Source organism: Pantoea stewartii subsp. stewartii, from assembly GCF_008801695.1.
Classification (GTDB): domain Bacteria; phylum Pseudomonadota; class Gammaproteobacteria; order Enterobacterales; family Enterobacteriaceae; genus Pantoea; species Pantoea stewartii.
The window spans coordinates 21,458-33,120 of record NZ_VZPF01000060.1; the positions used below are offsets into that span (position 1 = coordinate 21,458).

Annotated in this window: 11 protein-coding genes and 1 pseudogene; 11 read left to right on the top strand and 1 reads right to left on the bottom strand. The window is 52.2% G+C overall.

Annotated elements, in window-relative coordinates; translation table 11 throughout:
• Nucleotides 1–15 precede the first annotated feature (15 nt).
• Entirely contained in the window at nt 16–204 is a 189-nt protein-coding gene (locus F7Q90_RS17375; RefSeq protein ID WP_013027750.1) for a hypothetical protein, read from the bottom strand.
• 238 nt (nt 205–442) lie between these two features.
• Here F7Q90_RS17375 and F7Q90_RS17380 point away from each other — a divergent pair, with 238 nt between their 5' ends.
• From F7Q90_RS17380 to F7Q90_RS17430, 11 genes and pseudogenes are all read left to right on the top strand, one after another.
• Nucleotides 443–799, top strand: a complete 357-nt coding sequence (locus F7Q90_RS17380; protein WP_006121237.1) for a hypothetical protein — start codon at nt 443–445, stop codon at nt 797–799.
• Between the two features lie 28 nt (nt 800–827).
• Nucleotides 828–1,112: a hypothetical protein gene (locus F7Q90_RS17385; RefSeq protein WP_151161040.1), complete on the top strand. Its 285-nt coding sequence runs from the start codon at nt 828–830 to the stop codon at nt 1,110–1,112.
• The gene (locus F7Q90_RS17390) at nt 1,109–1,486 is read left to right on the top strand and encodes a DUF5375 family protein (RefSeq protein WP_006121235.1); all 378 of its coding nucleotides are present in this window, start codon (nt 1,109–1,111) and stop codon (nt 1,484–1,486) included. The genes F7Q90_RS17385 and F7Q90_RS17390 overlap by 4 nt, the downstream gene beginning before the upstream one ends.
• 9 nt (nt 1,487–1,495) lie before the next feature.
• Nucleotides 1,496–4,168 (top strand): TOPRIM and DUF927 domain-containing protein, encoded by a 2,673-nt coding sequence (locus F7Q90_RS17395; RefSeq protein WP_006121234.1) that lies wholly within the window; start codon nt 1,496–1,498, stop codon nt 4,166–4,168.
• A gap of 366 nt (nt 4,169–4,534) precedes the next feature.
• Nucleotides 4,535–5,260 (top strand): phage polarity suppression protein, encoded by a 726-nt coding sequence (locus F7Q90_RS17400; RefSeq protein ID WP_006121233.1) that lies wholly within the window; start codon nt 4,535–4,537, stop codon nt 5,258–5,260.
• Complete coding sequence (locus tag F7Q90_RS17405; RefSeq protein WP_006121232.1) at nt 5,260–5,535, top strand: ogr/Delta-like zinc finger family protein; 276 nt, start codon at nt 5,260–5,262, stop codon at nt 5,533–5,535. Before F7Q90_RS17400 ends, F7Q90_RS17405 begins: the two co-directional genes overlap by 1 nt.
• 15 nt (nt 5,536–5,550) lie before the next feature.
• Nucleotides 5,551–6,375: a hypothetical protein gene (locus F7Q90_RS17410; protein ID WP_006121231.1), complete on the top strand. Its 825-nt coding sequence runs from the start codon at nt 5,551–5,553 to the stop codon at nt 6,373–6,375.
• 374 nt (nt 6,376–6,749) lie between these two features.
• Nucleotides 6,750–7,709 carry an SMEK domain-containing protein gene (locus F7Q90_RS17415; protein WP_006121229.1) on the top strand — a complete coding sequence of 320 codons (960 nt, stop codon included), beginning with the start codon at nt 6,750–6,752 and terminating at the stop codon, nt 7,707–7,709.
• A complete protein-coding gene (locus F7Q90_RS17420) occupies nt 7,706–7,957 on the top strand; it encodes an ABC-three component system middle component 6 (RefSeq protein WP_044242785.1) in 252 nt (83 codons plus the stop codon). Before F7Q90_RS17415 ends, F7Q90_RS17420 begins: the two co-directional genes overlap by 4 nt.
• The gene (locus tag F7Q90_RS17425) at nt 7,941–9,656 is read left to right on the top strand and encodes a DUF2326 domain-containing protein (protein WP_006121228.1); all 1,716 of its coding nucleotides are present in this window, start codon (nt 7,941–7,943) and stop codon (nt 9,654–9,656) included. The genes F7Q90_RS17420 and F7Q90_RS17425 overlap by 17 nt, the downstream gene beginning before the upstream one ends.
• 288 nt (nt 9,657–9,944) lie before the next feature.
• Nucleotides 9,945–11,201, top strand: a pseudogene (locus tag F7Q90_RS17430) (tyrosine-type recombinase/integrase).
• The last annotated feature ends 462 nt before the right edge of the window (nt 11,202–11,663 follow it).

An 11,663-nucleotide genomic window follows, 5' to 3' on the forward strand; every position in this document is an offset into this window, starting at 1 on the left:
GCAGATCGCCAGCCTTCAACCTTTTGGCTCAACTCCACGTCGTTTGAGCTCATCCCTTGCAAGTTCTTTAAACCAGTTTGCAAGGGTGGTTTGGTCTTTAGCGGCTTCCTGGTCTAGTTGTTCTCGAAGTTCTGGATTGATGCGGATTTGGAAGGTTGGTGACTTTCCGCCTGTTTTTGGAGTGCGATCTTTAACCCTTGACATTGTACGTACCTTCTATTTTAATGATTGGCATAAGGTACGTACCTTATACAAACAAATGTCCGAAAACAAGCGGCTCTGCGAGGTACTCGCAATACCTCACAAAGCCTGACCATAATTAAACCAGAGGGTCTTTATATGGCTGCATCAAAGTCTACTTGGATATTTTGCGCAAGCAACAGTCAGACCGCAGAACACATTCAACTTTTAAGCACTTCCCGTCGCTGCAACGGAGGTCGTTATGCCTGATTATCCTCAGCATGGCGAACGCTGGCAGCATTCGCAGGGCTGGACGGTAACGGTGATGCGCCTTTCTGCTGCGCCCTTCTCCGTTGCGTGTGCTAACCCTGAATTCAGTCATGAGGTGCTCTACCGTTATGACAGTGACGGGCAGGTCACCTCGGCCCCTCTGACGTGGTTTCTGGAGAGCTACACCCTCAAAGCGGCATCGCCGCGCAGTGATATGTCTGCTGACGCCGAACATGAGGGGTTCAGCCCGCTTAACCTGCATCCGTCGGTGACGTACCGGCGCTGGCGGGAGCCGGTGATGCGCCAGTCCGCTGAGCCGGACGACGGCCACTACTCAAACTACCTCTGACACGCAGCCAGCTTTAACGGAGTAAACCATGAATATTTCAAACGGGCACAACGGTGCTCAGGGCATCCCCTTGCCTGAATCCGGCGTTTTCAGCGCCTTTGAATACGGCCTTCCTGCCGACGCCTTCGAAAAACTCAACCGTGCAATGCACGCCTGCGACCTGCTCCAGCTGCTGCTGTCAGAGCATCCCGGCGATACGGGTTCGGTGGCGGGCCATACCGTGCCCGGCATGGCGGCGGTGATGGAGTACCTGCGCGCCGACCTGACCGACGTCACCCGCTGCTGCGCACTCATCGGGGAGGCTCACGCATGAAAAAGCCACAGGTTTCCGTTTTTCCGGCGGAGCTGACGACCGCCCTTTACCGCCGCGCCATTGCCTCCGCCTGGCGGGCAAAGCATCTGGCCGACACCGGCAGCGAAATGCGCGGCCCGCACCGCATGACGGTGGAGCGCATCGAGATGGCCATCGCCCTGCATCTGGAGGGCACGATGGTGAACGAGTACGGCGAAGCACAGGGCACGGCGGCGGCGCTGGCGCTGCTCACCGACATGGTGGAGCCGACGCTCCTGACCGCCCCGCCCGTGCTGACGCCGCGCGGGTGTGAGGTGATGGCCGGGCTGTACGCCACGCTTCCGGCGGCGTTTGAATCCTTCTGCGACACCGGCGCGTCGCTGTACCGGCATTAAGGGGGCGTTATGACAGTACAGTCAGTATCACACATCACGACGGCGGCGCGCGGCCGCTGGCCGGTGATTTTTCAGCAGCTGGGCATCAGCGTGCCGGACGGCGGCAGGCACGGCCCCTGCCCTGAATGCGGTGGTAAAGACCGCTTCCGTATGGATGACCTTGAGGGGCGCGGAACGTGGATTTGCAGCCAGTGTGGCCGGGGTGACGGGCTTGACCTGGTGAAGCTGGTCAAAGACAAAGGCGTTAAGGCGGCCGCGCAGGCGGTGGCGGAGGTGCTGGATTTGCGCGAGGTGCAGAGCGTGCCGGTTAAGCCTGCCAGAGAAAAAGCCCCGAAACGCGACATGGCGCCGGTCGTTGACGCGCTGGTGAAGGCCGGCCGCAGCGGTGAAAACGCCTATCTTGCAGGCAAAGGCTTTGCCGGTTATCCGGCCTGCCTCACCGGCAGCGCACAGCGCATCAGCGGCACGGCCTTCCCGGCGGGTTCCCTGCTGCTGCCGCTGACCACAGTGGACGGCACGGTGACCGGCGCGCAGCTGATTGCCCCCACGGGGGAGAAAAGCCTGCTGCCGGGCAGCGTCATGAAGGCCGCATTCGTGGCGCTCAGCCCGCTGCCGTCAGAGCCGCCGGTGCAGGCGGTCATCACGGAGGGCTACGCCACGGCGCTGACGGTGAGCCAGCTGACCGCCGGATGCGTGGTGGCGGCCATCTCGGCGGGCAACCTGCCGAACGTGGCGCAGGCGCTGCGGGCGCGATGGCCGGAGGTGAAAATCGTCGTCGCCGGTGACAACGACTTTCAGGACGGCGGCGAAAACCCCGGTAAGGCGTTCGCGGAAAAGGCGGCCAGAGCGGTCAGCGGCTGGGTGAGCCTGCCGCCGGGCGAAATAAAGGCCGACTGGAACGACTTTCACCGTGAGCACGGCGTGACCCGCGCCCGTGAAGCCTTCCGTAACGGTCTGGTGCTGTGCGGTGAGGGCCGCACGCAGCTGCCGCACGGGTTCCGGCTGACGCAGGAGTATCTCTGGTACGAAAAGCAGGTGCAGCGCAACGGCGAAACCGAAATCCAGAACGTGAAAATCTGCAACCCGCTGCGCGTCACGGCCATCACCTGCGACGCCGACGGCGGCAACTTCGGCCGCCTGCTGGAGTGGGAGGACACCTGGGGCGAGCGCAGGCGCTGGGCGATGCCGATGGAGATGCTGAGCGGCAGCGGTGAGGAGCTGCGCCGCGTGCTGCTGGTGAACGGTCTGTCGTACATCAGCACCACCGGCGAGGCCCGCGCGCGCCTGATGGAGTACATCTCGCTGTGCAAGCCGGAGCGCCGCGTGACCTGCGTGAGCCGCACCGGCTGGCACGGGCAGGTTTACGTTCTCCAGGACGAGGTGAGCGGCGACGGCGCGGACGGCGTCATTCTCCAGACCACTTCCGTGCAGGGCCGCGACTTCCGCGTGTCCGGCACCGTGGAGGAGTGGCGCGAGCACGTTGCGCGCTTCTGCACCGGCAATTCGCGCGTGGCGTTTGCGGTCAGCCTGGCCTTTGCCGCCCCGCTGCTGCGGCTGGTCGGGATGGACGGCGGCGGCTATCACCTCAAGGGTGAATCCACGGACGGCAAGACCACCACCATGAAGGCGGCCACCTCAGTGTGCGGCGGGCCGGACTACTGGCAGACGTGGCGCGCCACCGGCAACGCGCTGGAGGGCTGCGCCAGCCGCCGCAACGACGCCGCCATGATGCTCGACGAAATCCGCGAGGTGGACGGCCGCGAGGCGGGCAACATCGCCTACATGCTGGCAAACGGCCAGGGCAAAGGCCGCGCCGGAACGGACGGAGAGCTGCGCACCCGGAAACAGTGGCGGCTGCTGTTTTTCTCCACCGGCGAGCTGTCGCTGACCGAGCACGCCGCAAAGGCGGGTGAGCGCACGTTTGCCGGGATGGAGGTGAGGATGATCCAGATACCCAGCGACTCCGGGAAGTTTGGCGTGTTCGAGGAACTGCACGGCTTCGACAGCGGAAAGGCGCTGGCCGAACACCTGGAGTGGGCGACGTCCAGCTACTACGGCGCGCCGTTCCGCGAGTGGCTCAGGGCGCTGACCGCCGACCTCAGCGGGCTGACGGCGCAGGCCAAGGCGCTGATGAAGGAGTACACCGCCGCCCTGACGCCGCAGGATGCGGGCAATCAGGTGGGCCGCGCGGTCAACCGCTTTGCCCTGGTGGCGATGGCGGGCGAGCTGGCAACCCGGCTCGGCATTACCGGCTGGCAGGAGGGGGAAGCGCTGCGCGCAACCCGCGTGTGCCTGAATGCCTGGCTGAAAGACCGCGGCCACACGGCCAACCAGGAGGACATCGCGGCGCTGGAGCAGGTGCGCAGCTTCTTCACGGCCAACCAGTACAGCCGGTTTGCCGACTGGCACGACGAGCGCAACCGCCCCGGCAACATGGTGGGCTGGCGCAGAGTGGAAAAAGGCAACACCGCGCAGGGCACCGAGGCGGCCACGACGTTTTACGTTATGCCGTCCGGGTGGAAGGAAATCTGCAGGGGGTTTGACCCGCGCAAGGTGGCGCGGCTGTGCGCCGACCGGGGCTACCTGATGGCCTCCGCCGACGGCAAGCTGCAGACCAGTATCCGCCCGCCAGAGATGAACGTACGCAGGCTGTACGTCTTCAACAGCGAGGTGCCGGGCTGATGAAGATGCCTTTGCGTGAGTCTTATTTTTAAAGGGTAACAGGTGTAACGGGTGTAACAGCCGCATGCAGTAAGGCGTGAGCCTGTTACACCTCTTTTTTGGATGAGGTGTAACAGGTGTAACGCACCCGCCTGCGCTGTTACACCGTGTTACCCGTCGTGTTACACCGGAAGAATAAGAAAAAATGCTTTTAATTCATCGCTGTAACACCTGTTACCCGTGTTACACCGCAAACAGAAGGTAAGTCAGCCAGCCGCCCTTTTCTGGCAGGCGTTGTGTCAGGCACGGCACACGGCCCGCACATGGCTCACCTGTGCCAGCCCCGGCACAATTGACTTACTGAAAACGACCACACAGGAAGCCGACATGACCGACACCGCTTTATCCCTTCCCGCCGCCACGCAGGCCGCGCTTGATAAGGTCAGCACCGCTAAGGCGGCATGGCTTGAGGCCCGCCGCGTGCAGGCCGCCGCCGCTGAAAATGCCGAAACCATCCGCCAGCGCCGTGCGGAAACCGAAGCCACCGCAAACGCGCAGAACGACGAGTGGCGCGCCCTGTTCCGCGACAGCAGCGGAGCCATGACGCCGGAAATGCGCGCGCTGCGCACCGAAATCGCGCTGAACCGCGAGACGCTGGAGGAGTTCGACGCGCTGCTGGCCTCCCACGCCGAAGAAACGGCCCGCCTGCCGTTCGAGACCGCCGACCGGGCGCAGGAGTACATCAGCGCCCACAACAGCCTGGTGGAGCTGCGCGCCATGCAGCTCTGGCAGGACTTCATGCGCGACCACGGCCAGCCGCTGATTCAGACGCTGAGCCTCCTGCACATCACGCTGGGCCGTCAGGCCGCGCTGGTCACCGGCGTGGTGGACTCCGTGAACGACCCCGAGAGCGTGCTGAAAAACTTCATCAGGCGTCACATCACTGAACCGGCCGTTTCCGGTGAGGCCATGCCCGACAGCGACCCGGTGTTCCGCCTGTGCGGCGTGTCTCCCGACGCCACCGCCAGGGCTGACGCGGGCCGCACCCTGTCACCGGCCGCCCGTCACAAGGCCAGAATCCGCCTGGAGTTAAAACAGAAGGAAAGCCGCTGATGGCCCTGAAATGTCCCGAATGCGGTCAGGTGGCCCACACCCGCACCAGCGCCTACGAGGCACCGTCCGTCAAGCGCACCTGGTATCAGTGCCAGAACCTTGACTGCTCCTGCACGTTCACCGCGCTGGAGAGCGTCGAGAAAATCATCATGAAGCCCAACAGGCCCGTGGCGGCAGAGCCGGAGCCGGAAAGTGATGCGCCGGTGCGCCAGCCGCAGACGCTGGGCCGCTACGGCTCCGCCTGCACCCGTAAAGACCGCCACGCACAGCCCTGACAGAGAGGAAAAGACATGACACAGAAGCAGATGACCGACGAAGAGATTAAGGCAACCGGCCAGTACGTGGGCCAGCTTGTGGCACGGAGTCAGAAGCCGCTTAAGGATGCAGGCTGGCTCATGAAGCTGCCCGAAGCTGAGTTAGCAGAACAGAGCGCCGCGCTGGCGAAAAGCCTTCCGGCTGGCTGGCAGCCCCGCATTCAGCAACTCCAGAAGAAAATGATGGAATGGCTGGAGGCCAAAAAGGCCGAAGCCGCCGCCAGGGAGAGCGTTGAGGCGCTGCGCCAGAGCCAGGCACAGACGGAGCAGGCAGGCCAGGACAACCGGACGCGCTTTCGTGAACTGCTGGAGCAGAACGGCGGCACCGTCACGCCGGAGATGAAGGCGCTGCGCGCGGCGTATCTTGAGCAGCAGGAAACGGCGACCGAGCTGGCCGGGCTGATTACCCAGAGGGAAAAGCAGCTGCCGGGGCTGGCGGACGTGACCGGGCAAAAGGCTCACGCTTACATCACCTGTCATGAGCGCATCATGGACGAGCGTATTGATGCGCTCATTGATGAATTCTTTATCTTGCATGGTGTGGAGCTGACCAGCCTGCTGAAAATGAAGTACCGCCAGTTTGAACGGGATGGCTCACCCCATGCGCCGGGTGTGCTGGAGGGGGCGAATGATGCAGACACGCTGTACCGTGGCTTTATCATTAATCTGATGCTGCGCTGGACGAATGCAGAGCTGCCGCTGATGTTCCGTGATGATGTCATCAGCCTTGCCGGTCCCTACCCCTTCAGGGGTGCCGGATCTGACCGGCGTAAGCGTAAACGGTTCCCCGGCCAGAAATAACCCCCCTCAGCCCGGCACCTGCCGGGCTTTTTTACGTCTGCTGTGCGGGTGCATGTCTATGCTGCATGAAAACGCATGAGTCTCAGGCATCCAAAAGCGGCAGCAAAGGCCAGCAGCGGCGCGGCCCGGAGCCACTCATGCAGGTGCATGAAAACCGCTACATGAAGTGCGCAGGCGTGGCGGGGCTACGAGTGCGCGCAGCCCTGATAACTGACGAGAAATGAGGCCTGCGATCATCCATAACTCAAATGGTGCTCTAGAGGATTATTGTTAGAAACATTTCTCACTGTTTGTGAAGTAAACTGATTGCAAAGTGTTTTTATAAATAAGAGAATCTAATGATTATTATAAAATTTAGGATGTAGGAAAACCTGATGATAAAAAGTATGGATTACCTATCAGTCATAACTTCCGGCTTAGCATATTTATCTAAGTGTGTAGAGGCTCGCGCATCAATAAATCTTAACGATATAAACATCCATTCTGAGAATTTTTATAAAGAATTTTTCAACTTGATATATGGATACGAGTTAAATAATCTCAATAGCATCACTAAAAATAGTACATCTATAGATCTCGCGGACGAAAATAAAAAACTATGCTTTCAAGTAACTTGTACAAACACTATTGATAAAATAAAAAATACTGTAGATAAATTCATCAATGAAAAATTGCATGAAAAATATGACACTTTAAAAGTTTTAATATTAACCAAGAAAAAAGACTACAACACTAAAGATTATGGAAAGGAAGGAATATATAACTTCAACATTAAGGAAGGGGTTATTGATTACAGAGATGTTTTGCGGCACATACAAAATCTACCAACTGAAAAGCAATATGAAGTAAAATGCTTTCTTGAAAGAGAACTTAATTTAAAAGAGGTAGAAAACACCCCTAAAGAAGTTAAAACTCTTATGCATATGATACAGATTTTAAGTGACGATGAGCACCCTAGCGCTGGAAATGGATTTGCTGAAAAACCTGATCCTGAAAATAAAATATATAAAAGATTCTTTGATCATTCAAGTATCATAATTAATAAGTACACACGGCTCGCTCCCATGTATGGAGATATACTACAATGTATAAGAAGCGAAAGTGACGTAGGCCTTACAAAGCAAAAAAAAATGGAAATCTATCTAGAAAATCAGAGTGATAATTTTTTAATTGAAGCAAATAACAATCCTATAATAGCTCTTGAAAAATTGAAAAATTTTTATTGCAACAAAGTTTCTCTTATCGATAACGAATATGATGAATCGGCTATTGAGTTCTTCTTGGTTGATAACCTTTTGCGATGTACAGTATTTCCGAATAAGGAAAAAGCATGAGATTAAATCTTTTTTCTAAAAATGAAGATCTCGATAAGTCTGCGCCAGTGCTTGGTGCCAAGATCCTCAATATTTTTGAAAAAAAGAAAAGCAGGAGAGTCAGTATTTTCGAAGTTATACAAACTCTAAAAAAAGACAAAAAAATTGGAGTGAGAGCAGTTTATTATGCTATCATTTTTTTATACAGTTTAGATCTTATTGAGTTTGATGAACCGTACTTGGTAATAAAAAATGATGAAAATAAATAAATTATATACAAAACCAGAAACATTTACCCCAGTGCGATTTTTTTCCGGTATAAACCTGATTATTGGCGAGCCAAACCCAACATCTGATAAAACTAACGGCGTCGGCAAAACCTTACTTATAGAGTTTATTAACTTCTGCTTATTCAAAGAGTATAATTTTAGCCGCATATCTAAGATACCATCATCCAGCTACTCTTCTGAAACGACTATTTGTCTTGACATAGAGATTGATGGAACCAATTATACGATTGAAAGAAACATTAAAAACCACAATGAACCAAAAATAAGATTTCTAAATATTGAAAAGAATTTTGATAGCATCCAGGATGCTATTGAATTTTTAACGACTAAATTATTTACACATGATATTACTGGTGAAGTACCATCATTTAGATCAATGATGGGGCCACTAATTCGAGATGAAGGTTCGGAATTTAAGTCTATTGTTAATTGTTTTGATACCAATATAAAAGCAGCCGCAAATTTATCGCCACACCTTTATTTATTTGGATTAAAGATAAGCCCTTATAAAGAAATAAAAAGATTAATAAATGAAATAGACAAGTCAGTAAAAATAAAAAGCAAGCTTAAAAATGATATCGAGCTGCTTAGTGGAGTAACTATATCTAAGGCTAAAGCAGAGCTTAATGAAATAAACTCACAAGTAGAAATAATTAATTCTGAGATGGAATCCTTAGATAACCATTTATCTTATGATTTTATTAGAGAAGAGGTATCAAACCTTGAGTTATCCATACAATCTTTAAGAAACAAGAAGTACATACTAAAAAGCGAGTTAAATAAAATAGCTTTATTAAGCGGTGATAACTTCATAAATGACTCTGAAGTTGTTGATCTATATAATAAGTTTAAAAATGGTCTAGGTGATATTTTAAGTAAAGAGCTATCTGAAGTTATTTCCTTTAAAAAAAGCATCGATAACTTCCAAAGTAAAATACTTAACGAAAGAAAAATTGTCATTAGTGAAGAAATAAATGATATAGATGTAAAACTAAAATCCGCCACATCACTTTATGCAGAAAAGATGAAAGCATTTGATGCTACTGGTTCGCTAATTAACCTGAAACAGCTTATTTTAACACACCAGAGAAAAATTGAAGAACAGTCAATGCTTTCAACAATGTTGAAAAAATACAAAGAAGAAGATGATATAATTAAGCATAAAAAAAGTGAGAAGTCAGCACTAGTTGTGGAAATAGACTTGGATATTAATAGAAACAAAACCACAATAAGTGATTTCCAAGAAACAATACTCTTAATGCATGACTATGTATTTGGAAACAAAAAATGTTCATTTGAAATAAGTGCAAATGACAAGAAGAGCATAGTAGATTTTACCTTAAGGATCGACGACGACGGTAGCCATAGTAACGAGAGAGAAAAAGTTTTTTTCTATGATATCAGCCTACTGCTAACAGAAAAGACTTTCAGAAATCACCCAGGATTATTAATACATGATAATATTTTCGATGTAGATAATGATACTCTTATAAAAAGCCTAAATTTTCTGGCAGAAAAATCCTCATGCCTCAAGGATTGTCAGTATATACTAACTTTGAATAGTGATAAACTTAGCAAACTAGATAAGAAGAAGCTCAAACTTGATATAAACGAATATAAAAGAATATCACTTACGAAGAAAAATCGTTTTTTAGGTCGAGTTTACCAGCAAAAATAAGCGTACCAATAATTGTACCACCACTATCAATTTAAATTTTTTTACATAAAAATCAAAGTGTTATGGTTATTTAATGATTAAGATTCAGAATGTGGAATAACCTGCCATGCACTCCGACACACTCCACACATTAACAATCAAGCACCGTAGTTAGGGGCTTTTTAACTCCTATGCGCTCCTATATACTCCGAGAGAATCCAGCATTAGACGTGTACATAAGCGTGTACTTACGGTGATTTAAAGACACACGGGTATGTACACGCACCCATTCAACGTTCAGGCGGGCATATGGCAAAGCTAACCGACATGCAGATACGGGCATGGATTAAAGCTCAGGAGCACTTTGAGGGCCGCGCGGATGGCGGCGGACTTTATTTGTGTTATCCAGCCAAATACAGCGCCCCTTTCTGACGGTTCCGTTACCGGATGGCGGGCAAACAGCGCACCATGCTGATTGGCTCTTACTCTGACCTGTCATTAAGCAAGGCTCGCGCAGCAGTCCGGGAGCTGGCGGCCCGCGTGGCGCTGGGGCATGACGTGGCCGGAGAGAAGCAGAAGAGGAAAGCCGAAGCGCTGGCAAAAATTGAAGATGATAAAAACGCCCTGCGCGTGTCCGAACTGGCCGCAGAGTATTTCACCCGCCAGATACTTCCCCGCTGGAAACACCCGGACATTCTGCGCCGCCGTATAGACAAGGACATAAACCCACACATAGGCAGCCTGAAAGTTGAAGATGTGAAGCCCCGCCATATTGATGCAATGCTGCAAAGCATTGTGAAGCGTGGCGCTCCAACTGTGGCTAACGATGTTCTGCGCTGGACGAAGCGTATTTTTGATTACGCCATTAAACGCCATGCGCTGGAGGTAAACCCGGCTGGTGCATTTGAATTGTCAGATGCTGGCGGTCAGGAGAGTAGCCGTGAACGCTGGTTGACGCGCGATGAACTTATCCAGTTCTTTCAGGCTATGCGTATGGCTAAGGGATTCAGTCGTGAGAATGAACTCACCATGAAGCTGATACTTTGCCTGTGTTGCCGCAAGATGGAACTGTGCGGCGCACCGTGGGCCGAATTTGATTTAGATGAAGCTGTCTGGCGACTGCCAGCAGAACGCGCCAAAAATGGCGACGCTATTGATATTCCATTACCACCACCAGCAGTGGAATGGCTGCGAGAGCTGCACAGCATTTCGGGCGGTAGCAGTTGGGTTTTGCCAGCCCGCAAGATGCAGCACCGCATGATTCCCCACATTCAGGAAAGCACCCTGCCCGTGGCATTGGCAAAAGTGCGCCGTGAAATGCCAGACGTTCCAACTTTTACCGTCCATGACTTCCGGCGAACGGCCCGTACCCATCTAGCTGCATTGGGCGTTGACCCTGTAGTAGGTGAACGCTGTCTTAATCATCGCATCAAGGGCGTGGAGGGGATTTATAACCGCCACCAGTACTTTGATGAACGCCGTGCCGCGCTGGAATTATGGGCCGGGCTGCTGGTGGCTCTGGAGCAGGGCGAGGGATACAATGTGACTCCAATCAGGAAGGTGTGATGGATGTTATCCCCCATTAGCGCCCCTGAAGCCTTCTGGCTGTATTTCGCCCCTCATTAATGGTCAGGTATTACACAAAACATTTAAACGCATATGGCGCGATTTAAACGGGTTTTAAATAATTACGGCAACTTTCAGGAGGAAAAAACCGGAAGGGAAAATAAACCATTGGGATTTGTCTTTTTGTGCTAAATATTTAACTCTTTTATATCCATCTTGCGAAACAAAAACCCAACAAAAGCAATAAAATAAGAATTTTATAAAAATCTAATTTTTCAGATTTATTAAAACATGATTTAAACACCATTTAAACGCCCGCTCCCGTTAGTGCAAAAGTAAGCGTCACATTTAAACCGTCTGTGCAGCGGGCTCCGGTTCCGGGAAAATAGTGTCCATCATTTTTTAATGGACACTATCGCGTGAAACACCGGACATGGCTCCTTGAGGCGCTTCGCCTCCATT